This window comes from Ruegeria sp. YTSC192, from assembly GCF_059609705.1.
The window spans coordinates 126,924-150,644 of the sequence record NZ_JBXWMG010000004.1 but is presented as its reverse complement, the minus strand read 5'-3'; the positions used below and the strand labels follow the sequence as shown (position 1 = coordinate 150,644).

Annotated in this window: 20 protein-coding genes and 3 pseudogenes; 18 read left to right on the top strand and 5 right to left on the bottom strand. The window is 57.4% G+C overall.

What is annotated here, in order from left to right; translation table 11 throughout:
- Positions 1 to 254: 254 nt before the first annotated feature.
- From xdhA to AC2FD8_RS07770, 10 genes are all read left to right on the top strand, one after another.
- Positions 255 to 1,652, top strand: a complete 1,398-nt coding sequence (gene xdhA / locus AC2FD8_RS07815) for a xanthine dehydrogenase small subunit (RefSeq protein ID WP_496855169.1) — start codon at positions 255 to 257, stop codon at positions 1,650 to 1,652.
- Entirely contained in the window at positions 1,649 to 4,051 is a 2,403-nt protein-coding gene (gene xdhB / locus AC2FD8_RS07810; RefSeq protein WP_496855171.1) for a xanthine dehydrogenase molybdopterin binding subunit, read from the top strand. The genes xdhA and xdhB overlap by 4 nt, the downstream gene beginning before the upstream one ends.
- On the top strand, positions 4,051 to 4,986 hold the full coding sequence (xdhC, locus tag AC2FD8_RS07805; RefSeq protein ID WP_496855173.1) for a xanthine dehydrogenase accessory protein XdhC: 936 nt from the start codon (positions 4,051 to 4,053) through the stop codon (positions 4,984 to 4,986). The genes xdhB and xdhC overlap by 1 nt, the downstream gene beginning before the upstream one ends.
- Complete coding sequence (locus AC2FD8_RS07800; protein ID WP_496855174.1) at positions 4,983 to 6,500, top strand: ABC transporter ATP-binding protein; 1,518 nt, start codon at positions 4,983 to 4,985, stop codon at positions 6,498 to 6,500. The genes xdhC and AC2FD8_RS07800 overlap by 4 nt, the downstream gene beginning before the upstream one ends.
- A gap of 63 nt (positions 6,501 to 6,563) precedes the next feature.
- Entirely contained in the window at positions 6,564 to 7,646 is a 1,083-nt protein-coding gene (locus tag AC2FD8_RS07795; RefSeq protein ID WP_496855176.1) for an ABC transporter permease, read from the top strand.
- Complete coding sequence (locus tag AC2FD8_RS07790; RefSeq protein WP_496855178.1) at positions 7,646 to 8,566, top strand: ABC transporter permease; 921 nt, start codon at positions 7,646 to 7,648, stop codon at positions 8,564 to 8,566. Before AC2FD8_RS07795 ends, AC2FD8_RS07790 begins: the two co-directional genes overlap by 1 nt.
- A gap of 31 nt (positions 8,567 to 8,597) precedes the next feature.
- Positions 8,598 to 9,674, top strand: coding sequence for a BMP family ABC transporter substrate-binding protein (locus AC2FD8_RS07785; RefSeq protein ID WP_496855180.1), 1,077 nt, complete (start codon positions 8,598 to 8,600; stop codon positions 9,672 to 9,674).
- A 69-nt stretch (positions 9,675 to 9,743) separates the two neighbouring features.
- A complete protein-coding gene (locus AC2FD8_RS07780) occupies positions 9,744 to 10,247 on the top strand; it encodes a hypothetical protein (protein ID WP_496855182.1) in 504 nt (167 codons plus the stop codon).
- Positions 10,248 to 10,569: 322 nt separating this feature from the next.
- Positions 10,570 to 11,712 (top strand): aromatic ring-hydroxylating oxygenase subunit alpha, encoded by a 1,143-nt coding sequence (locus tag AC2FD8_RS07775; protein WP_496855184.1) that lies wholly within the window; start codon positions 10,570 to 10,572, stop codon positions 11,710 to 11,712.
- A 284-nt stretch (positions 11,713 to 11,996) separates the two neighbouring features.
- Positions 11,997 to 13,049, top strand: coding sequence for an aromatic ring-hydroxylating oxygenase subunit alpha (locus AC2FD8_RS07770; protein ID WP_496855186.1), 1,053 nt, complete (start codon positions 11,997 to 11,999; stop codon positions 13,047 to 13,049).
- 250 nt (positions 13,050 to 13,299) lie between these two features.
- On the opposite strand, the gene AC2FD8_RS07765 is transcribed toward AC2FD8_RS07770, so the two are convergent.
- Positions 13,300 to 14,184, bottom strand: coding sequence for a LysR family transcriptional regulator (locus tag AC2FD8_RS07765; RefSeq protein WP_496855188.1), 885 nt, complete (start codon positions 14,182 to 14,184; stop codon positions 13,300 to 13,302).
- A gap of 140 nt (positions 14,185 to 14,324) precedes the next feature.
- Here AC2FD8_RS07765 and AC2FD8_RS07760 point away from each other — a divergent pair, with 140 nt between their 5' ends.
- Both AC2FD8_RS07760 and AC2FD8_RS07755 read left to right on the top strand, forming a co-directional pair.
- On the top strand, positions 14,325 to 14,948 hold the full coding sequence (locus tag AC2FD8_RS07760; protein ID WP_496855190.1) for an HD domain-containing protein: 624 nt from the start codon (positions 14,325 to 14,327) through the stop codon (positions 14,946 to 14,948).
- Positions 14,949 to 14,966: 18 nt separating this feature from the next.
- Entirely contained in the window at positions 14,967 to 15,353 is a 387-nt protein-coding gene (locus AC2FD8_RS07755) for a hypothetical protein (RefSeq protein ID WP_496855192.1), read from the top strand.
- 151 nt (positions 15,354 to 15,504) lie between these two features.
- Here the strand turns inward: AC2FD8_RS07755 and AC2FD8_RS07750 are convergent, their stop codons facing one another.
- Positions 15,505 to 15,822: a hypothetical protein gene (locus tag AC2FD8_RS07750; protein WP_496855194.1), complete on the bottom strand. Its 318-nt coding sequence runs from the start codon at positions 15,820 to 15,822 to the stop codon at positions 15,505 to 15,507.
- A gap of 29 nt (positions 15,823 to 15,851) precedes the next feature.
- Between AC2FD8_RS07750 and AC2FD8_RS07745 the strand changes: the two are divergent.
- A pseudogene (locus tag AC2FD8_RS07745) lies at positions 15,852 to 15,983 on the top strand (3-methyl-2-oxobutanoate hydroxymethyltransferase); the annotation flags it as partial.
- Positions 15,984 to 16,029: 46 nt separating this feature from the next.
- Here AC2FD8_RS07745 and AC2FD8_RS07740 read toward each other — a convergent pair.
- From AC2FD8_RS07740 to AC2FD8_RS07730, 3 genes and pseudogenes are all read right to left on the bottom strand, one after another.
- Positions 16,030 to 16,170: pseudogene (locus AC2FD8_RS07740) on the bottom strand (DDE-type integrase/transposase/recombinase); the annotation flags it as partial.
- Between the two features lie 118 nt (positions 16,171 to 16,288).
- The gene (locus AC2FD8_RS07735; protein WP_496855196.1) at positions 16,289 to 19,021 is read right to left on the bottom strand and encodes an aminotransferase class I/II-fold pyridoxal phosphate-dependent enzyme; all 2,733 of its coding nucleotides are present in this window, start codon (positions 19,019 to 19,021) and stop codon (positions 16,289 to 16,291) included.
- Between the two features lie 191 nt (positions 19,022 to 19,212).
- Positions 19,213 to 19,428, bottom strand: a complete 216-nt coding sequence (locus AC2FD8_RS07730; RefSeq protein WP_496855197.1) for a hypothetical protein — start codon at positions 19,426 to 19,428, stop codon at positions 19,213 to 19,215.
- Positions 19,429 to 19,502: 74 nt separating this feature from the next.
- On the opposite strand from AC2FD8_RS07730, the gene AC2FD8_RS07725 reads away from it, so the two are divergent.
- From AC2FD8_RS07725 to AC2FD8_RS07705, 5 genes and pseudogenes are all read left to right on the top strand, one after another.
- Positions 19,503 to 19,640, top strand: a complete 138-nt coding sequence (locus AC2FD8_RS07725; protein WP_496855199.1) for a hypothetical protein — start codon at positions 19,503 to 19,505, stop codon at positions 19,638 to 19,640.
- A 15-nt stretch (positions 19,641 to 19,655) separates the two neighbouring features.
- Positions 19,656 to 19,790 (top strand): annotated as a pseudogene (locus AC2FD8_RS07720) (IS3 family transposase); the annotation flags it as partial.
- A gap of 103 nt (positions 19,791 to 19,893) precedes the next feature.
- A complete protein-coding gene (locus AC2FD8_RS07715) occupies positions 19,894 to 21,009 on the top strand; it encodes a LuxR C-terminal-related transcriptional regulator (protein WP_496855201.1) in 1,116 nt (371 codons plus the stop codon).
- A 109-nt stretch (positions 21,010 to 21,118) separates the two neighbouring features.
- Positions 21,119 to 22,114 (top strand): MBL fold metallo-hydrolase, encoded by a 996-nt coding sequence (locus tag AC2FD8_RS07710; RefSeq protein WP_496855203.1) that lies wholly within the window; start codon positions 21,119 to 21,121, stop codon positions 22,112 to 22,114.
- Positions 22,089 to 23,702, top strand: a complete 1,614-nt coding sequence (locus tag AC2FD8_RS07705; protein ID WP_496855205.1) for an aminotransferase-like domain-containing protein — start codon at positions 22,089 to 22,091, stop codon at positions 23,700 to 23,702. The genes AC2FD8_RS07710 and AC2FD8_RS07705 overlap by 26 nt, the downstream gene beginning before the upstream one ends.
- Positions 23,703 to 23,721: the final 19 nt, after the last annotated feature.

The following is a 23,721-nucleotide window of genomic DNA, read 5'->3' as shown; positions in this document are numbered from 1 at the left end:
TTTCAGAAGGTGCTTCGGGCCAGATTCAGCGCCATTGCGGAAAAGGTATTTATTTACAAGTGACTGACTTCTACAATTACGCAATATTCAAAGGCAGCCCGGGTTCAATGATGCATCGTATAGGTAGTTTTTCTTGCCAGATCACCTGCGCTGTTTCTAACATCTGACGGCAAGCACTTCGCCCGCCACTCTTTCTACGTCGCATCGAAGGAGGGTCCAATGGGCAAAACTGAGTAAGGCGACGGGTTTCACGAATGGACATCACGTTTCTTCTGAACGGAGAGACAGTGCAGCTGGCGGATGTAAATCCGACAGCCACCCTGTTGGACTGGCTGCGCGAAGATCGCGGCCTGACCGGCACCAAGGAAGGCTGCAACGAAGGCGATTGCGGTGCCTGCACCGTGATGGTCACAGATGAGGGCGGCGCCAAGGCGCTGAACGCCTGCATCCTGTTCCTGCCGCAACTCCATGGCAAAGCCCTCCGCACGGTCGAGGGCGCAAGCGGCCCGAACGCAGAACCTCATCCGGTTCAGAACGCGATGGTCGATTTGCACGGCTCACAATGCGGATTTTGCACACCGGGCTTCGTGATGTCGATGGTTGCCGGTCACACGAATGGAGCGACCGACCACGACACTCAACTGGCGGGCAACCTGTGCCGCTGCACCGGCTATGCCCCGATCATCCGCGCCGCCAACGCCGCCGAACCTCAGCCCGTCCCGCAATGGATCACCGACGACCAATCCTTCTCTTGTTCGAAAATACCTCGGGGGGAGGCCGCAGGCCGGGGGGCAGAGCCCCCCTACCTTCCGACGTCATCCGACGAACTGGCGGCAATCTATGCGCGACACCCGGACGCCACCCTTATCGCCGGTGCAACTGATGTTGGCCTGTGGGTCACCAAGCAACTGCGCGACCTCGACCCGGTGATCTTCCTCAGCCGCTGCGAAGACCTCAAACAAGTCACAATCACAGACGAAAATATCCGGTTCGGCGCCATGGTCGACATGAACCGGATGGGCGAGGCTCTTGCCAGTCTCTACCCTTCCTACGCTGAAATGATCCGCCGTTATGCCAGCGTTCAGGTCCGCCACGCGGCAACTGTCGGCGGCAACATCGCCAATGGCTCGCCCATCGGGGACAATCCACCCGCGCTGATCGCCCTGAACGCAACCCTGCATTTGCGCAAGGGCGACACGCACCGCAGCATCCCGATCGAGGACTTCTTCATCGACTACGGCAAGCAAGACCGCGCGCCCGGCGAGTTCGTCGAGGCGGTCAGCTTCCCCCGCCAGCCCGACCGGTTGAAATGCTACAAACTCAGCAAAAGGTTCGATCAGGATATCTCGGCCGTTTGCGGGTGTTTCAATATCACCGTTACTGACGACACCGTCACCAAGGCGCGCATCGCATTTGGTGGTATGGCTGGTACGCCGAAACGGGCAACCCATGTCGAGGCCGCACTGATCGGCAAACCTTGGTCGCGTGAGGTGATTGACGCCGCGCTGCCCAACTTTGCCGAGGATTATTCACCACTCACGGACATGCGCGCCTCGGCAACCTATCGACTGGAGACCGCCAAAGCGATGCTGGAACGGTATTTCCTGGAAGATCAGGGCGAAGTGACAGACGTGCTAAAGGTGACGGCATGAGCGTGACCAAACCCCTCCCCCACGACGCGGCACCACTGCATGTGGCAGGTGCCGCGCGCTATGTGGATGATATCCCGACACCAAAGGGCACCCTTCATCTGGCTTTTGGTCTGAGCACGATTGCCAAAGGTACGATCAGCGCGATGGATCTGTCGGCGGTGAAGGCCGCAGATGGGGTCGTGATGGTGATGACGGCCGAGGATCTGCCCTTTGCCAACGATGTCTCTCCCTCGATCCATGATGAACCGCTGCTGTCGGACGGCACGGTGCACTATATCGGTCAGCCGGTGTTTCTTGTCGTTGCCACCAGTCACCTCGCCGCCCGCAAGGCCGCGCGGCTGGGCAAGATTGACTATGCCGAAGACACCCCGATCCTGACCATCGAAGACGCTCTGGCCGCCGACAGCCGGTTCGAGGATGGCCCCCGCATCTACGCCAAGGGCGACGCGGATGCCGCAATCGCCAGCGCGCGCCATATCATCGAAGGAAGCTTTGAGCTTGGCGGGCAGGAGCATTTCTACCTCGAAGGACAGGCAGCTCTGGCCGTGCCCAATGAAGGCGCGGATATGCTGGTCCACAGTTCCACCCAGCACCCGACCGAGATTCAGCACAAGGTGGCCGATGCACTGGGCGTTCCGATGCACGCCGTCCGGGTTGAAACCCGCCGGATGGGCGGCGGGTTCGGCGGCAAGGAAAGCCAAGGAAACGCTTTGGCCGTGGCTTGTGCAATCACCGCGCGCGCAACCGGCAAGGCCTGCAAGATGCGCTATGATCGTGATGACGACATGATCATCACCGGAAAACGCCACGCGTTCCGCATCTCCTACAAAGCCGGGTTCGATGAGAACGGCCATATTCAGGGCGTCTCGTTCCACCACTATGTGATTTGCGGCTGGGCACAGGACTTGTCTTTGCCCGTCGCCGACCGAGCGATGCTGCATTCGGACAACGCCTACCTGCTGCCCAATGCGCGGATCGAAAGCCACCGACTTAAGACCAACAGCCAATCCGCAACTGCCTATCGTGGGTTCGGAGGCCCTCAGGGCATGGTCGGGATCGAACGCGTGATGGACCACGCCGCGCATGCACTGGGTCTGGACCCGGTCGAGCTGCGCCGTCGCAACTACTACGAACCCGCCCACAAGGTCGCTGAGGTTGCGCCGGCAGAGAAACCAATGGGCCAGCCTGATCCGCATGAAGACCTGACCAGCCGCGGCGCAGTTGAGATGGGCGAGGCGCCCGTGCGCCCTCTGCCTGCAGGCGGAAACACCACGCCCTACGGCATGGAGGTCAGCGACTTCGAACTGCATGGCATGACCGAAGCTCTGCTGAAATCCAGCGACTATGCCGCGCGTAAGGCTGCCATCGAAAAATGGAACGCAGAGAACAGCGTGATCAAGAAGGGCATTGCGTTCTCGCCGGTCAAGTTCGGGATTTCCTTCACGCTGACCCACCTCAATCAAGCAGGTGCGTTGGTGCATGTGTATCAGGACGGCTCGGTCCACCTGAACCACGGCGGCACCGAGATGGGGCAAGGCCTGTTCCAGAAAGTCGCACAGGTCGCTGCGTCGCGCTTTGGCATTCCACTGGAGATGGTCAAGATCACCGCAACCGATACGGCCAAAGTGCCCAATACCTCGGCCACGGCGGCGTCTTCGGGCAGTGACCTGAACGGCATGGCGGTCAAAGCCGCCTGCGACACGATCCGCGACCGCATGGCCGACTATCTGGCCGAGCGTCATCAGGCCGACCCGTCGACAGTTACTTTCTCAGACGGTCACGTCTCAGTCGGTGCGGAACGCTATACCTTCTCTGAGGCCGCCGCTTTGGCCTATCAAGGGCGCATCAGCCTGTCGGCAACCGGTTTCTACAAAACGCCCAAGATCGAATGGGACCGGATTGCTGGGCGAGGGCGTCCGTTCTTTTACTTCGCCTATGGGGCCTCGGTGACCGAGGTGGCCGTGGACACGCTGACCGGCGAAAATCGCATTCTGCGCACCGATATCCTGCATGATGCGGGAGCATCGCTGAACCCGGCCCTCGATATCGGACAGGTCGAAGGCGGCTATGTACAAGGCGCAGGCTGGCTGACGACAGAAGAATTGGTCTGGGATGGCAAGGGCAATCTGCGCACACACGCGCCCTCGACCTACAAAATCCCCGCCTGCTCGGACCGGCCCGACATCTTCAATGTCGCGCTGTGGGATGGCGAGAACCGCGAGGACACGATCTATCGCTCGAAAGCGGTGGGTGAACCGCCTTTCATGCTGGGTATATCGGCATGGTTGGCCCTGTCGAATGCGGTCGCAGCCTGCGGCGAAAGCTATCCGGCGCTGGATGCACCCGCCACGGCCGAGGAAGTCTGGCGCGGTGTCCAGCGGATGAAAGGAGGCATCTGATGGGCTTTGATCTGGAGGCTTTGAGGGAGGCAGTCAAAACCCACGGAACGGTGACTCGTGTGGTCATCGCCGCGATCAAGGGCTCGTCCCCGCGCGAGGTGGGCGCCGCGATGTTGGTCTGGCCGGATGGCCAGAGCGGAACGATCGGCGGCGGCACTTTGGAGTTTCAGGCCGCCGAAGCCGCACGGGCCCAATCCCTACCCGCCCGTCTGACCCATCACGCGCTTGGCCCCGAGTTGGGCCAATGCTGCGGCGGTGCAGTTTCACTGTTCAGCGAGGTCTTTGATCTAAAGGCGGTTGAAGCACTCGGCGACACGGTCATAGCGCGATCCGCTTCTGCAGGCGAAATGCCTCTGTCCGTGAAACGGTTGCTGGCAACTGCACGTGGACAGGGGATTGCCCCCGCACCGCAGCTTATTGAGGGCTGGATGGTGGAACCCGTTCACAAGCCCACGCGGAACCTGTGGATCTGGGGTGCGGGCCATGTAGGCCGAGCATTGGTGGACGTTCTGTCCCCCCTACCCGACATCGCGATCACCTGGGTCGACACAGGACCCGAACGCTTCCCGGCCTCGGTCCCAGCAGGTGTCGCCTCAGTTCCAGTGGCCAAACCGGCCGAGCTGGTTCGCCATGCACCGCCCGATGCCGAGCATCTTGTGCTTACTTATTCACACAATCTGGATTTAGAGCTGTGCAACCGGCTGCTTTCGCATGATTTCCGCTTTGCGGGGCTGATCGGCTCGGCTACGAAATGGGCGCGGTTCCGGTCGCGGCTGGCAGCTCTTGGGCATTCGCCTGAACAGATCAGCCGGATCACCTGTCCAATCGGCGATCCCGGCTTGGGCAAACACCCGCAAATGATCGCCGTTGGCGTCGCCGCGCAGCTTCTGCGTCCGGCCCGACAGACTGAGTTGAAGAAGGACCTGAGCGCGTGACCACTCCACTCTTAAGCCTGCAAGGGCTGACCAAGGCCTATCCAGGCGTCGTGGCCAATGATCAGGTGTCTTTCGACATCGGCGAAGGCGAAGTACATGCGCTTTTGGGCGAAAACGGCGCGGGGAAATCCACGCTGGTCAAAATGATCTATGGCCTGGTGAAGCCGGACAGCGGCGCCATGATGTTGCGCGGCCAACCTTTCGCCCCAGCGGAACCACGCGCGGCGCGGGCCGATGGGATTGCGATGGTGTTCCAGCACTTCTCATTGTTCGATGCGCTGAACGTGGCTGAAAATATTGCGCTGGGGATGGAGAACCCGCCGCCTATGGGCGATCTGGCCTCGCGCATCCGCGAAGTGTCCGAGACGTATGGCTTGCCTTTGGACCCGTACCGCACGGTCGGCGATCTTTCCGCGGGAGAGCGTCAGCGGGTCGAGATCATTCGCTGCCTTCTGCAGGATCCCAAGCTGCTGATCATGGACGAACCAACCAGCGTGCTGACCCCGCAAGAGGTCGAAATCCTGTTTGAAACGTTGAACAAGCTGCGGTCTGAGGGCACCTCGATCCTGTATATTTCGCACAAGCTGGAGGAAATCCGTACGTTGTGTGACCACGCCACGATCTTGCGTCTGGGCAAGAATGTGGGTGAATGCGTGCCCGCCGAAACCTCGGCCCGCGACATGGCCGAGATGATGGTGGGTTCGACATTGCAGACACCCGAACGCTCGGGCCGTGAGTTCGGCGAGGTTGCGTTGGATGTCAGCGGTTTGTCGGTGCCATCGCCCTCGGAATTCGGAACGGCGCTGAAGAATGTCCATATGACGGTCCGCAAAGGTGAGGTTCTTGGCATCGGCGGTGTCGCTGGCAACGGTCAGGATGAGTTGCTGGGGGTGCTGTCGGGTGAAATCCGAACGCCCTCAGACTCGATCAAGTTCAATGGGCAGCACATCGGCAAACTTGGCCCCACCGCCCGTCGGAAACTGGGCGTGCTGACTGCGCCCGAAGAACGTCTGGGCCATGCCGCCGCGCCGGATATGAGCCTGACCGAGAATGCCCTGCTGACCGGGTCGGTACGCGAAGGATTGGAGAACAGGGGCTTCCTCAAATGGTCCGAGACAAAGAGCTTCGCTGAAAAGATCATCAGTGCCTTTGACGTCAGAACGCCCGGCCCTGAGAACGCGGCACGATCGCTGTCAGGCGGGAACCTGCAGAAATTCGTGATTGGTCGGGAGGTCTTGCAGAACCCTGAGGTGTTGGTGGTGAACCAGCCAACCTGGGGTGTGGATGCAGCGGCGGCGGCGTCGATCCGGCAGGCCATTCTGGATCTGGCGGCCAAGGGCACCGCTGTCATCTGCATCAGTCAGGATTTGGACGAGTTGATGGAAATCTCGGACAGTTTTGCGGCCTTGAACGAGGGGCGGTTGAGCGCGCCACGCGAAACAACGGGACTTACCGTTGACGAAATCGGCCTGATGATGGGTGGTGCCCATGGCATGGAGGTGGCGCATGTGTGATCTGTCGCGCCGACTTCGGCGAGAGTATTTGGAAAAAGATGAAGACGGGCGGGGAATAAGTACATGATTGTGTTGGAAAAACGGCCGCAACCGTCGAAAGCGTGGTCCTATGCGACCCCCTTGGTGGCGGTAATTGCCACGATGGTCTTTGGCGGTATCCTGTTCGCCATTCTGGGCAAGAACCCGGTTGAGGCCATCGGCACCATCTTCTGGGAGCCGCTGTTCGGCGAGTTCGCATTTTACTACCGCCCGCAACTGCTGGTAAAAGGCGCGCCATTGGTGCTGATTGCGATCGGCCTGGCGTTGGGTTTTCGCGCCGGCATCTGGAATATCGGGGCCGAAGGGCAGTACATCATGGGGGCCATCTTCGGGGCCGGGGCCGGGCTGGCCTTTTACCCTCTGGATGCGTTTTACATCTTTCCGATCATGGTGATCGCGGGCGCGTTTGGTGGCTGGCTTTGGGCGACGATCCCGGCCTTTCTGAAGGTTCGCTTTGGCACCAACGAAATCCTTGTGTCGCTGATGTTGGTTTACGTGGCCGAACAGATGCTGGCCTCGGTGTCTCTGGGCCTGCTGAAGAACCCCGAAGGGTTCGGCTTTCCCGGGTCGCGCAATCTGCAATCCTATGACAGCGCACATAATGCTGAGCTGATCGCCGGTTCAGGGATGCATTGGGGTGTGGTCACTGCCTTGATCGCAGTGATCTTTTCCTATGTCCTTCTGAACCGGCACATGCTGGGCTTTCACATCCGTTTGACCGGTGAGGCACCTCGTGCGGCAAAGTTCGCCGGTGTGAACCCGGCCCGTCTGATCCTGTTCTGTCTGGGCCTGTCCGGGGCTTTAGCGGGGCTTGCGGGGATGTTCGAAGTCTCAGGCCCCTCGGGCGTGGTCAGCATCGACTTTAACGTAGGCTATGGCTTTACCGCGATCATCGTGGCGTTCCTTGGCCGTCTGCACCCGGTGGGTATCCTGCTGGCCGGTGGCTTGATGGCGCTGACTTATATCGGCGGCGAAATAGCGCAGTCTCAGCTGGGTTTGCCTGCCGCCGCCATTCAGGTGTTCCAGGGGATGCTTCTGTTCTTCCTGCTGGCACTCGATCTTCTGACAAATTACCGCATCCGTGCGGCCCGTAGCGAGGTAGCGTAATGGACCTTGGTGAAATCAATCCCGTCCTTCTGGTCGCCTCGTTGATGGTGGCCGCAACCCCCCTGCTGCTGGCCGCGATCGGAGAGCTGGTCGTCGAAAAAGCAGGCGTTCTGAACCTTGGTGTCGAGGGTATGATGATCGTCGGTGCAATCAGCGGCTTTGCGATCTCGGTCGAGACCGGCTCGCCGTGGTTAGGTTTTATAGCATCGGCCATTGGTGGCGCAGTGCTGTCGCTGTTGTTCGTGTTGCTGACGCAGGTCGCCTTGGCCAATCAGGTTGCCAGTGGCCTTGCGCTGACTTTGTTCGGCCTTGGGTTCAGTGCCCTGCTGGGTCAAAGCTATGTCGGGGTCAAACCACCCAGCATGGGAGATATTCATATCCCCCTGATCAGCGATATCCCCGTCATAGGGCCGATCTTTTTCCAGCATGACCCGATCCTCTATGTCGGTATCGCTTTGACTGCGGCGGTCTGGGCTACGCTGAAATACACACGCGTCGGTCTGATCCTGCGCGCGGTGGGTGAAAACCACGATGCGGCGCATGCGTTGGGCTACAAGGTCATCAAAATTCGCATCATGGCAATCCTGTTCGGCGGGGCCTGCGCAGGGCTGGGCGGTGCCTATATCAGCTTGATCCGTGTCCCTCAGTGGACCGAGGGCATGACCGCTGGAGTTGGCTGGATCGCTCTGGCCTTGGTGGTGTTTGCCAGTTGGAAGCCTTGGCGGGCCTTGCTGGGTGCCTATTTGTTCGGCGGCATCACCGTGTTGCAGCTTAATTTGCAGGCAGCGGGCGTTGCCATCCCGGTCGAGTATCTGGCAATGTCGCCCTACATCATCACGATCCTTGTGCTTGTGATCCTTTCGGCCGACAAGAGCAGCGCACCTGCCTCACTGGGCCGGATTTTCCATGCCTCGCACTAGGGGCCAACTGAACCAACTTGGGGAGTAACACATGAAATTCACGACACTTCTGGCAAGCGCCGCCATGGCGCTGGGTCTTGCCTCGGGGGCCATGGCAGCTGACGACAAGACCAAGGTCGGCTTCGTCTATGTCGGCCCGGTGGGCGACGGCGGCTGGACCTATGAACACAACAAGGGCCGCCTGGCCGTTGAGGAAGAGTTCGGCGACAAGGTTGAAACTGTCTTTGTCGAATCCGTTCCCGAAGGCCCGGATGCCGAGCGCGTCATGACGCAAATGGCGCTGGAAGGCGCTGACCTGATCTTCACCACCTCCTTCGGCTACATGGACCCGACCATCAACGTGGCGAAGAAATTCCCGAATGTGAAATTCGAACATGCGACCGGATACAAAACGGCCGACAACGTCTCGGTCTACTCGGCCCGTTTCTATGAAGGCCGCGCTGTTCAGGGCCATATCGCCGGTAAGATGACCAAGTCGAACATCATCGGCTATATCGGGTCCTACCCCATCCCTGAGGTGATCCGTGGCATCAACTCGGCCTATCTTCACGCCAAGAAGGTGAACCCGGATGTCGAGTTCAAGATCGTCTGGGCCTACACCTGGTTCGACCCGGCAAAAGAGGCTGACGCCGCCACCGTTCTGATCGAACAGGGCGCAGACGTAATCCTGCAGCATACCGACTCGACCGCGCCTCAGGCCGCTGCGCAAGAGGCGGGCAACGTCGTGACCTTTGGCCAGGCTTCGGACATGAGCGAATACGCCCCGTTCCCGCGCGTATCCTCGATCATCGATGACTGGGCGCCCTATTACATCGCACGGACCAAGGCCGTGATGGATGGCACTTGGGAAAGCGCCAACACATGGGACGGCATCCGTGAGGGTATGGTCGCGATCGGCGAAATCTCGGACGCGGTTCCTGCAGATGTCAAAGAAGAGGCTCTGGCGCTGAAAGCGGCCATGGCCGCAGGTGAATACCACCCCTTCACTGGCCCGATCAAAAAGCAGGATGGCAGCGACTGGCTGGCCGAAGGCGAAACCGCTGATGATGGCACACTGGCCGGTATGAACTTCTACATCGAAGGTTTGGACGGCGAGATTCCGCAGTAAATTGCGACCTGCCGCGACATGGCTTCAGAATATTGAAAAGGCCCGCATAGACATGCGGGCCTTTTTTAGGTGACCGCTCTGAGCGCTCCCGATGAGGGATGGCAGCTGAAGATCCATACCGGCAGCCGAAGCGGCGCCTCCAGCTATACGGTGTGGTGTCGGCCCGATCTGGGGATATCATCTGGTCTGGCCGTATATGCCCCGCCTTTGCCGGAAAAACCGCAGGTGATGTTCAACCTCATGATGGCCAAAGCAGGAGGGTTTGGCCGGGTCATGCTGGATAGTCTGTTCAAGGGCCTCGGCCCCGACGCGCGCGAGTTGCGTGCCATCGAAGACGATGACCCCGCAACCCTTGTGACAGCCCCGGGGGCCGAACAGGCATTCGACCCCGTGAAAGGCGTGACGGAGCTATCCGCGTTGAATCAATTCGGCGACACACCCGCCGATGTACCCTATTTGGTGCGTGATCAGAAGGGTCTGTCACTTCACATCAACAAACGCCTGCAGACTGCGTCCGAGGTGGAAGCCTATGTTGAATCATCAGTGTCTTTGGCAAATAGGTTTGTGCACTGAAACCCGGGCGCCAGATATCTGACGTCTAACGCTTTACAACCCCGTAACACCCCAAAGCCCGACACGCGGTCGCGGGCGTCTATGGTGCCTTGGGAGGTTTCAACCAAACAGCCCGCGCGGTTTTCGTTGGGGCCGCACGTGTCAACGGTGCGCACGGGTAAGCTGGTCGTTTTGCCCGTGCAGCACCAATTTTGTGTCGCCTAAATTTGATTGAACTGCATCAAATCATCGGCAAGATCGACTTTTAGATTGTTTCCAGCAAAAGCCGTCTCATTATGCAAGGGCGGTAGGCCACCCGCGACTCAGGCAAAGAGGTTCGTTCATGCCCAAAGACCAAGTTGATCCGATCGCCGCTCTGCGCGCCAATACCTCGGTCCCGTTTGAACGGGCGCGGGCCATGCCGACTGAGGTTTATACAGAACAGAGCTTTGTCGATGCAGAGCTGGAACACATCTTCCGCAAGGATTGGTATTGTGTGGGTCGCGCCGATGCGTTGTCGTCTATCGGGGACTATGTGGCCTGTGAACTTGCTGGGCAGCCAATCGTTGTGCTGCGCGACCGAGGCGGAGATCTGCGCGCGATGAGCAATGTGTGCCTGCACCGCATGTCGACACTTTTGCATGGGCGCGGGAATGCCAAGACAATCGTCTGCCCCTACCACGCCTGGACCTATAACCTTGACGGCAAGCTGCGCGGCGCGCCCGCGATGAAGCAGAACGAGGGGTTCTGCAAAGAAAACTACGCGCTGCCTCAGGTCCGCTGCGAGGAATGGCTGGGCTGGGTATTTGTCTGTCTTGATCCAAACGCGGACCCTGTGGCCAAGCAGCTGTCCGAGGTGGCCGCGATGATCGAGGGCTATGACATGGCCAACTATTCCGAGGCGTTCTATGAAGAACATGTCTGGGATACCAACTGGAAAGTGTTGGCCGAGAATTTCATGGAAAGCTACCATTTGCCTGTGTGTCACGCGGGCACGATTGGTGGATTGTCGCGGCTGGAGGACATGATTTGCCCACCCGGCAGCGCGGCCTTCAACTACCACACAATTCTGAAGGATGAATCCCTGCGCATAGCAATGGCGCATCCCAGCAATGATCGGCTAAAAGGCGATGAACGCCGCACGACTTTTCTTCTGGCGCTTTATCCAAGTCTGATGATCACACTGACGCCGGGGTATTTCTGGTATCTGTCTTTGCATCCCAAAGGGCCGGGTCAGGTGCATATCCGCTTTGGCGGCGGCATGTCGAATGACTTTGCCGATGACCCGGATGCGCATGACAATTTCACCGCGCTCAAGACGCTTTTAGATGACGTGAATGTCGAGGATCGCGGCTGCACCGAAAAGGTGTATCGGGGTCTGTCATCAGAAGCGGCAGCACCCGGGCATTTGAGCCATCTGGAACGCCCGAACTACGATTTTGCGCAGTATTTGATGGCAAAAATCGACGCGGGAGGTGCCTCTTAGCATGGCCCAATCCCGCATTTGCCGATTCAACACTGTCGGTACCTGCCCGAAACAGACGCGAGACAATGACCTGTGCCAAGCCTTGGCCCAAGGGCGCCGGATCTGATGCTGGTCGGCAAGGTCAATTGGCCCGTGGCCGACCTGCGCAGTGACAGGACCCAGGATTGTCCCACCGAGGCGGTTGCGGCCTCCTGGGACGTTTGCAAACCGCAAGAACGGAGGCCGGAACGACCCATCTGCGAACGAAACTTCAAGACTTGGCCGCCCTGCCTGCGGATCGCCCCATGGGTATGCCCGGAACGTTCTATACCTCTCAGGCGCAATTCGACCACGAGGCGCGCACTGTGCTGCGCAAAGGATGGCACTGTTTGGGCCGGGTCGATGAAGTCTCTGAACCAGGAGACTTTTTCACTGTGCAGCTTCTGAATGAGCCCTTGCTTGTCGTGCGTAGCGATGACGACTGTATCCGCGTGTTTGCAAATGTGTGTCGCCATCGCGGAATGCCGCTGGCAGAAGGAAGCGGGAACACAAAGCGGTTTGTTTGTTCCTATCACGCATGGACCTATGGGCGCGACGGTGCCTTGCTGCGTGCTCCGCGGATGGAAAATGCGGGCTTTGATCCCAAATCCTGCAGGCTTCCGGAACACCAGGTGCAGCTATGGAACGGATTCATCTACGTGAACCTGACGCCAGACGCCCCACCGTTTGAGCATCCCGAGCTTGATGCCATGCTGGCGCCCTACAAGACAGAGGATTTCCGCCTTGTGCATGTGGCTGAAGAGAACTGGCAGACCAACTGGAAATGCCTGGTTGAGAACTTCATGGAAGGCTACCACCTGAGCGTGGTCCATCCGCAAACCCTGCACGGCTACACCCCGTCAGGGCTGTCGCGCAAGCTGGTCAACGGGGATGGCTACACCTCCTACGCTGCGAATTACCCAGACAATATCACGCCGCGCGGAGACGGCGCGCCCGGCCTGAGCGAGGCAGAACAAAAACGGTCGTCCCTCTTTGCCAAGTTTCCTACACAGGTGGCCAGCCAAGCCGCCAGCCTGCTTGTGTCGCTGTCCATCTTCCCAATCCACGCGAACCTGATCCGCGTCAAATGGACGATGTCCGTCTATCGCGATGACCTCGACCATGACACGATCCAAGGGCGAATTGCGCTTTGGGAAGAGGTCAACCGAGAGGATCGCGAAAAGCTTGAGCGCATGCAGGTCGCGCTGCATTCTGCGCATGCGATCGAAGGGCCGCTGGCAGGGGATGACTATGAAGGCACGATCCGCGATTTCCAGACCTGGCTGGCCCAACAGGATACGACCCCTGATCTGGCCTGAACGTGTGCGAAGCGTGAACCCCTTGAAATATCTCAACAATAGGCGTTTCTGCGTCTGACTCTTTGGCATTCGGAGCCCCTCCCTGCCGTTGGCGAACACGAAGTATGGCGTGTGCGATAGATAGCAGATACGGGGCCTGCTGATCTTCAGACTTGATCGCGACGAAATGGATCGTCGGGCATCCAAAGCCACCAAATTGCCCGTTTGTTCCTGCTTCTCATTTGAAGCTTACGTGTCTCCTGGATGATTTCTATCCACCGGACACGGGGCTAAGAAGAAACTCGCGCAAGCGACCAAATGAACGCTTTGCCAGCATTTCCTTTTTGTAAACGAGGTAATAGCCATAGCCGTCTCTACCGATGGCCTTGCCAACCCTTTTTATGCGCTGCTCTTCGACGAGATGGTCTTCCAATCCCCAATACCCGATGCCGATACCTTCACCGGCGCAGACCATGTCAAGCATCGTGGGGTAGCTTAGAATTGTTGTCAGGTGTTCGGGGTCAGGCAAGGCCTGCCCAGCGGCTTCATAGAAACTGGACCATGTCGTCCATCCGTTCGCGTGCGGGTCGCCGTGTTCAAACATGTTCCTGGTACCTATTGTCCGGATCGGGTCCTTTGGATCGAATTCCGGATGAGCCGTCAGAAAGGCTGGACTTGCGATGATCTGGCAACGTTCCGGAATTAGCAGATCACAACAATACGGACCAAAATCACCATTCCCAAATCGTATTGAGCAATCGACGCCCGGTTCATCAAAACTGCGGTAGTCGTCTGAAGTCCGAAAGTTCACTGTTGCGCTGGCCGCCATGCGCATACCGCTGATCCTTGGCATCAGCCACAAATGCGCCACCCCAAATGACGACCCGATCAGAATATCCTGATCGTTTCTTGGAATAATATCCCGAAGCGCAAGCTCTAACCGATCAAATATTCCCTCAGAAACCTGCGCCAGTGCTTGGCCCTCAGCAGTTAACTCGACCGAGTTCCCATGCCGATTGAACAGTTCTGTACCTATCCAGCTTTCCAATTTTGCTATTTGGCGCGTGACAGCTGGCTGTGCCACCGACAACTCTGCAGCCGCGCGGGTGAAGTTACAATGTCGCGCGGCGGCCTCAAAAACCAGAAGCGTATTCAAAGGAGGAGTATTTCGGCGCAATTCAAGCCTCTGCCATAACAAAATGGAATGCAAGCATTCCACTATTTAGCATCGCGGTAAAGCCCCGGTTGTGACAGTATCCCAAGAACCCAAGCGACATTTTAACGAAGGCAAGCTAAATGGATCGTGTGAACTTTACCCAGATGAAAGACGGTACCAAGGAAGAATATGAATTCCTCACCGCGCATGAGATTGATCATACCAAAGGAACAGCAGATCGGTTGTTGCATGCTTTGGAAAATCTGGACGAAAGCTTGTCGGGCTATCAGATCACGCGGCTGGGGCATTCGGTACAATCTGCGACCCGTGCCTGGCGCGACGGTGCTGATACCGATTGGGTTGTTTCGGCACTTCTGCATGATATCGGCGATATTTTTGCACCCTATAATCACGATGAGTACGCAGCAAGCATCCTGAAGCCCTTCGTGCGCGAACAATGCCGCTGGTGCGTTGAAACCCACGGGGATTTTCAGATGCTTTACTACGGTCATCACCTTGAAGGGTTTGATCAGCACAAGCGAGAACGCCACCGTGGCCACAAGTATTTTGATGATTGCGCTGAATTCTGCGAACGCTGGGATCAGGCCAGTTTTGATCCTGATTATGACACGCTACCCTTGTCGTTCTTCGCGCCCATGGTTCAAGAGGTGTTTGCGCGGACACCCTACGACCCCGAAATCACTCAGGCCGCTGATCAGCCGCTGGTGAACGCCCAGGTCGCTGCTGAGCGTGCAGCTGCATAGGCAAAGGTAAGGCAATTCATGACCGAGCGAGCAGACCCTCAAGCACGCACGCCGCGTCAAATCTGGAACTTCACGCCCTCGCTTCCGATCCAGGTCGCGCCCTATTGGGATTGGCCGATGAAACCGATCGCCTCTCTGATGTATCTGCTGCGCAGTTGGAATCCGGTCGGCATGCGGTGCCTGCTCCTGATTGGTGCCGTGATTACCTGGTTGTTTTTCACACCAGAACTAAGCCGCGCGGAAACACTGTCATTCGGATGGATTTCAGAGGTTTGGATTCGAAATTCCATCATCTTGTTCACTGTCGCAGGCGGCCTTCACGTATTGCTTTGGAAGTTCGGCACTCAGGGAGATAAGATGCGCTATGACATGCGCCCCATGATGAAGAATACCAAAGCGTTTTAGTTCAAAAACCAGGTCTGGGACAACATGTTCTGGTCGTTTGTGGCGATGCAGTTCTGGACGTTTTGGGAATGCTTCAAGTGGTATGCCTATGCCAACGGCTGGGGCACCATGATCACATTCCAGAACAATCCCGTCTGGTTTGTGGTGCTGATCAAGGAACGTCGCCGAAAAATATGGTCGAACACTTAGCAAGAAGCGAAATAAAAACATCTACACTTTCGGGCGCAAACCCGCGAAGCGCAATTTTGCAGTCAAGGATTTGCAGGACCTCAAGGGTAGCGGGCAGTGTTTGACAATGTGCAATCCTGCCAATGAGCAGGAAATCCGTGCCTGTGTTTAAGCCGGGATTGATACGCTGACAGTCTGGGATCGCGATATAGACTTGGCGCGAGAACTGGCGTCGACGCATTTCATCGGGACCGCGATGGGCTGGCGTCAGTTCACCACCCACGAAGAGATCCTGCGCCATGCAGTGGGTCAGATGGAGGCCGAACAGACATGTATTTCACCAACCGCTCGTTGCCGGTTGTGGAAATGCTGGCACGCGAGGGGATCCCCGTTCAGGTTCACATGGGCCTCGTGCCGACATTCAGCCATTGGCGCGGAGGATTGAAAGCCTTTGGGCGCACGCACGAAGAGGCGATGGAGCTATATCGTACCTTCAGAAGCTATGAAGATTCCGGCGCTCGGACAACATGGAATCCAGGGTCTTGCCGTGTCTATCGATCGCTCGGTAAAGATAAACCCAGTCGCCCGTCAAAGAACTCGAACGGTATGTCGAAGGACCCCGGTGGAAACGCCAATCCGTTCTGAGTGGGGGCAGCCCGGGGCACTTCCGTAGTCAACCGTCAGTTGGATCACACAGCACCAAGATGAAACACGTCGGTCAAAGCTTGCGACAGATCGCCTTCTTCGGCATCTGCCCGGCTGGTCCCCTATTTTCTCTTGACGGATTTCAAAGCATCTTCGGTAAATATACGCAGGCCCATGTCTGCGCGGAATCCGTGAATTTCCGACACGTCCAGTTCTTGCATGAACTTCAGAATTTCGGGGCTGATGACCTGCCCCGGCACCAGAATGGGAAAGCCCGGCGGATACGGGATAACGAAGGTAGCCGAGACCATTTCTTCGCCTGCCTCCAGCCGGTCCAGCATGTCTTTGTCGGGTTCGACGTAGTCGCAATTGTCTTCGTCATAGGACAAGAAAAACGCCGTGCGGATATCGCCTGCCTCGGTGCCTTTTTCGCAGCGGAACGCGTCGTGGAACCGGCTGAAATCGGGCAGCGGCGGGACGTGCTCGATCAGGTTTCTGACGCGCTTGTCGAAGGCCCGTTTTTCCATCTTCGAGGCATCGTCCATCTGATCGTCCAATTCCTTGGCGATCTCGACCAGCACTTCGATCAGATAGGCGACCGAGCTGCGCGTGGTACCAATATTAGTCATGAACAGCACGGTATTGCGCGAGGTCTTGTTGATCTGGATGCCGTATTTGTCCATCAGGACCTTGGTCTTGAACGTATCGCCATCCCAGCCGGTCGCGCCAACATGCAGGGTAATCCGGGTGGCATCCAGAACGAACTCGTCCTTGGCCCAACAATCCCAGACATCGGCCCATCCCTGATCGGGATCGAAATAGCTGGCCATGCCGCTTTCGCGGTATTGCTCAGGGATCATGTCACCCGCCGTGATCAGCTTGAAGTATTTCTTCAGCAGTGGATGAGTCGACACCGCCCGCCGGATCGCCATCGCGCTTTCAACCTGCCTCTGGACGAACTCGTATCCTTCGATCTCGACCTGCCTCCGACCGACATCCAACGAAGCGATGATCTGGTAATTGGGCGAGGTCGAAGTGTGGGTCATATAGGCCTCGTGAAAGGCCTCTTCCACGGCGCCTTTGAATTGCTGGTCGTTGACATGAATCATCGAGCCCTGCCGCAAGGATGTCAGCGTCTTGTGTGTTGATTGCGTGGCGTAGACCCGAACCCGCGCATCGGGAGGCGCAATCAGGCGTGTGTTCAGCCATACCTCGTCGTCGGCGCCGTCAAGAGCCGCCTTTTGAACCTCATACGCTTCGGCGTGTTCTGTCGTGCGAAATTGTTCGCGCAGAATATTGGCCGACCGCATTGCGGTACGTACACGCGAATTTGGTGCAAACCTTGCATAGGCGAACCAGGCCTCATCCCACAGGAATACAAGGTCTTTCTTGATCGCCAGGCATTCCTGCATCACCCGCTGCACATTATAGACGATGCCATCGAAGGTGCAGTTGGTCAGCAGAACCATGCGCACGCGGTCCAGCTTTCCAGCAGCACGCAAGGCCAGCAGCTTGTGCTTGATCTCGCGGATCGGGACCGCACCGTACATCGAGTAATCGTGTAACGGATAGCTGTCCATGTAAACCACGCTCGCCCCCGCCAGCACCATGCCGTAGTGATGCGATTTGTGGCAGTCACGGTCGACCAGCACGATATCACCGGGTTTCACCAGCGCCTGCACAACGATCTTATTGCAGGTCGATGTCCCGTTGGTGGCAAAGTAGGTCTGCTTTGATCCGAATGCACGAGCGGCGGCTTCCTGTGCCTCCTTGATCGGACCCTTGGGCTCCAGCAGCGAATCCAGCCCACCTGAGGTGGCCGAGGTTTCGGCCATGAAGATATTCGATCCGTAGAATGCCCCCATGTCCTGAATCCAATGACTGCGGCTGATCGACTTGCCGCGGCTGATCGGCATGGCGTGGAAAACGCCGGTGGGTTGCTTGGAATATTCCTTGAGCGCCGTGAAAAACGGCGTCTTGTAGCGCCGCTGCACCCCGCGCAGGATGTTCAGGTGCAGTTCCAGAAAGTCCTCCTGATTGTAGAACACGCGCCTGCACAGACCCAGATCATGACCGGCAATATCCTCGGCAGAGCGGTCGGTAATCAGATACGCATCCAGTTCGGGCCGCAACATGCCGATCCGGCGGCAGGTCTCGGGGCCGTATTCTGAAGGGGACAATGCGTCAAGATCGGCGCCTTCACCATAAAGGCTGATATAGCGGCCCAACACGTTGGTTTCGTTGTTGGATTTCAAGCTCAACCCGGGGCGGACGATCACTGCCTGCACATTTTGGTTGAACAAAACCCCGATCAAGGCGTCCTCGACACTGGGGACAATAACCGTTTCATAGATGAACGGATCTTCACTGCGGCGCATCCGTTGCAGGCTTTGTTGCAAGAACCGCTCTTGATGCTCGTTGACATTGTCAACGATCAGAACCTCAAAATAAGGCCGACCCAGCGCGCGGGCTTCATGGCTTTGGGTCGATTCATCCTCGAACTCATCGACTTCTGTCTCATCCGCGATCAGTGGGATCGAGCGGCGGCGATAGGCACCCGAGGTGAGCGCCCTTGAAACCCGGCGCACGGCGGTTGAGAAATCGGCGAAATTTCCATGATCCAGCAAGCGGCGCAGATAGTCGAAGGCTGAACCACCCGGAAACGCAAAATACAGTTCAATCGGTGCCAGTGCCTGAAGTAACTTTCGCGCCCGTTCCTGATATTCGGCGTTGCCGCCCTGGCTCAGGGATTCCGCTGTTTCCCGCAAGGCGCTCCATCGGTCTGCCCTAAGTTGCGAGGCGCTGTAGTAGTCCGAGATGGTGTGAAGCTTTTCGTTCTCGGAATTGCCGTCCATAAAGTGTGTTTCCTTCCTGCCTATGTTGAAAAGCGGCCTGGGTGTCAGCCTGTGCCTGAACGCCCGTCGTAGAGACAAAGATCATTGGTCTGGGTCTCGCCACCTGGATTGATCACTGCCGGATCGTTGAAAATCTGCCTGTCTTCGCGTTTCTCGAACAACGAGCCGGGATTCAGCCAGATACCGAAACATCACGCCGCATCCTTTAGGCGTGACTGGGTGTCCTTTGAGAAGAATGGCTGCTCAAGACGGTCGCGTGAACCAGAAGGCGCCAGTTTGCGGGACAGGGCGATCTGGCACCGAGGGGTCCGTGCCATCATCAAGTCAATCCGCTGCAACATCGTCTCGACATTCGAACAGAAAGCACCGACATGCATCTGGATTGCGGTTTTGCCAAAGGGGGTCATTTTGGTTTTCTTCTCTTTTCTTACCGATTGCGACCGCCATGTGATCCGGCATTTTCATCGGAACACAAAACCGCATGTTTTTGCAAGCCCGCGATCTGCACGTGATTGAAACACCCGGCCCCGTCATGGGCTGGGTTCACGCCGTTTGGTTTCAAAGCGTCTGGTGGGAAGGCCCGAACCGCGCCGAATTTACCGGAGTCTCCAATTCATGAGTAGGATGGAGCGTTTTGAGAAAGACAACGAACAAGTATTCACCAGAAGTGCGCGAGTGTGCTGTGCGGATGGTATTGGCTGAGGCAAGGCAGCATGAACGCCGTTGGGCAGCGATTGTGTCGATTTCGTCGAAGATCGGCTGTACGCCTTAAACTCTGGCAAATGGTTCGTGCGTTTCTTCATTTTGGATCGTCACTTTCATCATGCGATCCACCTTAACCGTTGGTCCGAATTTCCGCGATCACCTCTCACATGCTGCGCCCCACCAAATGTCGCGCACCGTTGACTAAGAAGAACCTGTGTCTGAAGCTACTGTACGAAGTCCGCGGGATTGTGAGCTTACCATCGAAAGCTGGAATCCTCGTGGCATCGACAGGAGAGGATATGCAACAACTGGACGGCGAAAATGAAATCCCCAAGCCGAAGATACCGCAGCAAACTCGCCTGAACTGGCAGCGTATCGTCGATCTTATCGCCGAGCTTGCGGGGGTCCCGGCCAGCCTGGTGATGAAGACCCATGCGCCCGAGCATTCGGTGTACCTGCGCAATCAATCCGACGCGCATTCCTATGAAGAAGGGCTGACATTCACGCTTAGTGACAAGCTGTATTGCGATTCGGTGATCCGCGAAGGAGAACTTGTCGTTGAAGATGCCCTGTCCGACCCGCGCTGGTCTGACAATGACGACCTCGAACACGGCATGAGCTTTTACATCGGATTGCCGCTTAAATGGCCCGACAGTTCCGTCTTCGGAACGATCTGCATGCTTGACCGCCGCAACAATCAGCGCGCGCTCCGGTTTCGGCGGGGACTGGAAGAGTTCGCACGGGTCATCGAAGCCGACCTTGCCCTGCTGATCGAGATCGAGCGGCGCACCGTGCTGGAAAAGAAACTGAAAGAAACTTTGGAAGATACGGAAAGGCGCGTGCTGCGCCGAACCCGCGATCTGGAGGAGTCCAACGCGGCATTGAAGGTGCTGTTGCGAAGTGTTGAAAGATCTCGGGACGAATATGACGAAAGATTTCTGACGCAAATCAAGGGTTTGGTTTTGCCGGTATTGTCAAAACTGCAAGCACGGATCGAGGGCGACCCCGTCGCCAATTCCTATTTGCAGATGATTGAGGAAAATCTTGCTGACATAACGGCAGACATGTCAGGTCATCTTGTGACGGTGTTCGACAAGCTGACGCCAGCAGAACAGGAAGTTGCCCAGCTTATCCTTCAGGGACATTCCACCAAGGACATCGCCCGGTTGATGTCGCGCGGACACAGTACAATCGAGTTTCACCGCCATAACATCCGCAACAAGCTGGGACTGCGCAAATCGGGCAAGAATCTCAGGTCTGAACTGTTGGCTCTCAGGAAATAAACATGGGGGAATTCCCCATGGTTTCCCCTTGGTAATCTGATGGTATGGAAATCTGCATCGGTGCTAGCCTTTTTCTCACCGCTAGAAACAGCGGCGACAGGAGGACACCATGGACAAAAAAGAAGATCTCAACCTTCAACCCACACTGAAAAATGGTCGAAAAGATGCGCTGGCTCCGGGCTTGTCGCGTCGATCGTTCTTCATGGCGGCCGGAGCTGCTGGCGTCGGCGGGGCCGCGAACCTGCTGAGCGGCACCTCAGTCCAGGCCCAGTCAACGGACTGGACCCAGCCGGGTAACAATAATCATGTCATCGACCTGCAGGCGACGACAGGAAGCTCGGTCGCGGGCGCCGTGGGCATCGATTTCTTCGGACATTGTGCGATCAAGATAACCTCGCCAGGGGGCGCGAGCGTTCTTTTTGACCCATGGCGGGACGATCCTTCCGGGGCTTGGGGCTTGTGGTTCAAGAACGAGTTTCCTGAAACGCCGGTGGACATCTGCATGTCGACCCACACGCATTTTGACCACGACGCCATTCACCGACCGATTTCGACCATGGTCCTGGATCGGATGGTGGGAAATTTCGAATTTGCCGACCTCAAGATTACCGGCTTTGCCGACAAGCACGTCTGCCGGGCGCCGGGTTGGTATGACTGGACGAATGCACTTGGGGAATTCGGCGTGAATGCCTGCCCCCCTGACAATGTGAGCCACATGGATATGGTGGTTTATCTGGTCGAGACCGGGGGCATTCGGACCTTGATCTGGGGCGACAACCGGCACAATCCGCCGCAGGAGTTCTGGGATGCGATTGGCCGCGTCGACGTATTGACATTGCCGGTCGATGGCTCGCAGCATATTCTGGACTACAAACAGGGTAATGACATCGTCACGCGCCTGAACCCAAATATCGTGATCCCGACACACTATCTGAGCGAGACGACATCATATACCCTTACAACACTTCAGCACGCAGATGACTGGGTCAAGTCGCAGAAGAGCTACAAGATGCTCGACGGCCCCTCGCTGCAACTTGAAGCAGGAGATGTGAAAGGAATGTCCAAGGAGTTCCTCTATTTTGGCAACCACGCACACACCGCATAAAGTGGCCCTGTCCGGTCTGGCCTGTGATGGCCAGACCGAGATCGACCTCGATCGGGGTCGCAAGCAGGATGCCACACAAAACACCGCAGCCGGAAAAGCGCCAAGCGCCAATGCGGCTGCGTTGCTGCGGTCGATCTCGGTTGATCGCAATCACCCTTTGGGCGTTCGAGACCAGATCCATTCCGGGATTTCCGACTTGATTTCCAGGGGAGCGCTTCGGAATGGCGCAAAGCTGCCATCCTGCCGCGCGCTTGCTCGCAGCCTTGATGTATCGGTCAATTCAGTGCTCGGAGCGTATTCCAGATTGCTGGATGACGGGGCGATTACGTCCATGCCGCGATCAGGATATTTCGTAGCGCGCGAGGTCAATCGGCTGGAAACCCGGACAGCGCTCGGAGATGACGTGTCGCCCAACATCGTCGAACGCATCACCCGCCGGGGATTGCCGTCGAAGGCGTTCTGTATGTCGCGACCGTCGGATTGGTCCGATTTCAAATATCCGTTTGTCTGCAACCAGATCGCCGCAAACCGGTTTCCGCTGACTGAGTGGCGCGAATGTTCGCGGCTGGCACTGAACATGCGGGATCTGAGTCTTTGGACGGGCGACAACCAATACCTCGATTGTGAGACATTTGTTGAGCAGATTTGCACAAGGCTGCTCCCGGCGCGGGGCATTTCGGCTGAGCCCGAGAATGTCCTTGTGACCATGGGCGCCCAACAGGCGATCTTTATGGTTGCGACGCTTTTGCGAGGTTTCGGACGCGTTGTCGCGATGGAAGACCCTGGCTACGCCGATGCGCGCAACATTTTCCAGCAAACCTTCGATGAAGTTCGGTTCATTCCTGTGGACAAGGATGGCCTTGTCATCGACGAGCGGCTTGAAGGCTGCGATCTTGTCTATGTCACGCCGAACCGACAATTCCCGACCGTGGTGTCGATGTCTCCGGCCAGAAAGGCCCGTCTGCTGGAAATGGCAGAACGCATGGATTTCCTGATCATTGAAGACGACTACGAAGGGGACATGAACTTTGACCCAAAGAACATGCCGCCGCTTTACAGTGATCACGCGCAAGGCCGCGTGATCTATACCGGAAGCCTGTCAAAAAGCCTGGCCCCCGGTTTGCGACTTGGATACCTCGTCGCACAGGAGCCGCTTGTGCGCGAGGCACGTGCCCTACGTGGGATGATGATCCGGCACCCGCCCAATGTCCTTCAGCACACGGCCTCATTGTTTCTTCGCTTTGGATATCACGAGGGGCTATGTTCCCGGCTGCACGAAGCCTTCAGGGAAAGGTGGACAGTTGCTTCGCAGCTGGTGGAGGAGCTTTTCCCCGACTTTGATGTGCAATACGAGTTCGGAAGCACAAACTTCTTTTTCCGCAGCCGGGATCGGTTGAATGCCGAGAATATTGCCAAAGTCGCACGCAGCCAGAACGTCATCATCGAACCGTCTGCTGCCTGTTTTTCGGATGCATTTGGTGGCGAGCACACTTTCAGGCTTGGTATTTCGGCGGTGCGCACCAACCTGATCGAGCCGGGATTGCTCGGGTTGCGCAAAGCGATCGATATCTGCGCGAGGTCGGCCTGACAAAGACCTCAAGCCCTGT

Coding starts and splice junctions, on each gene's coding strand:
- xdhA (WP_496855169.1), top strand. CDS start 255: ATGGACATCACGTTTCTTCTGAACGGAGAGACAGTGCAGCTGGCGGAT.
- xdhB (WP_496855171.1), top strand. CDS start 1,649: ATGAGCGTGACCAAACCCCTCCCCCACGACGCGGCACCACTGCATGTG.
- xdhC (WP_496855173.1), top strand. CDS start 4,051: ATGGGCTTTGATCTGGAGGCTTTGAGGGAGGCAGTCAAAACCCACGGA.
- AC2FD8_RS07795 (WP_496855176.1), top strand. CDS start 6,564: ATGATTGTGTTGGAAAAACGGCCGCAACCGTCGAAAGCGTGGTCCTAT.
- AC2FD8_RS07790 (WP_496855178.1), top strand. CDS start 7,646: ATGGACCTTGGTGAAATCAATCCCGTCCTTCTGGTCGCCTCGTTGATG.
- AC2FD8_RS07785 (WP_496855180.1), top strand. CDS start 8,598: ATGAAATTCACGACACTTCTGGCAAGCGCCGCCATGGCGCTGGGTCTT.
- AC2FD8_RS07775 (WP_496855184.1), top strand. CDS start 10,570: ATGCCCAAAGACCAAGTTGATCCGATCGCCGCTCTGCGCGCCAATACC.
- AC2FD8_RS07770 (WP_496855186.1), top strand. CDS start 11,997: ATGGGTATGCCCGGAACGTTCTATACCTCTCAGGCGCAATTCGACCAC.
- AC2FD8_RS07760 (WP_496855190.1), top strand. CDS start 14,325: ATGGATCGTGTGAACTTTACCCAGATGAAAGACGGTACCAAGGAAGAA.
- AC2FD8_RS07755 (WP_496855192.1), top strand. CDS start 14,967: ATGACCGAGCGAGCAGACCCTCAAGCACGCACGCCGCGTCAAATCTGG.
- AC2FD8_RS07750 (WP_496855194.1), bottom strand. CDS start 15,822: ATGGCGCAGGATCTCTTCGTGGGTGGTGAACTGACGCCAGCCCATCGC.
- AC2FD8_RS07735 (WP_496855196.1), bottom strand. CDS start 19,021: ATGGACGGCAATTCCGAGAACGAAAAGCTTCACACCATCTCGGACTAC.
- AC2FD8_RS07730 (WP_496855197.1), bottom strand. CDS start 19,428: ATGACCCCCTTTGGCAAAACCGCAATCCAGATGCATGTCGGTGCTTTC.
- AC2FD8_RS07725 (WP_496855199.1), top strand. CDS start 19,503: ATGTTTTTGCAAGCCCGCGATCTGCACGTGATTGAAACACCCGGCCCC.
- AC2FD8_RS07715 (WP_496855201.1), top strand. CDS start 19,894: ATGCTGCGCCCCACCAAATGTCGCGCACCGTTGACTAAGAAGAACCTG.
- AC2FD8_RS07710 (WP_496855203.1), top strand. CDS start 21,119: ATGGACAAAAAAGAAGATCTCAACCTTCAACCCACACTGAAAAATGGT.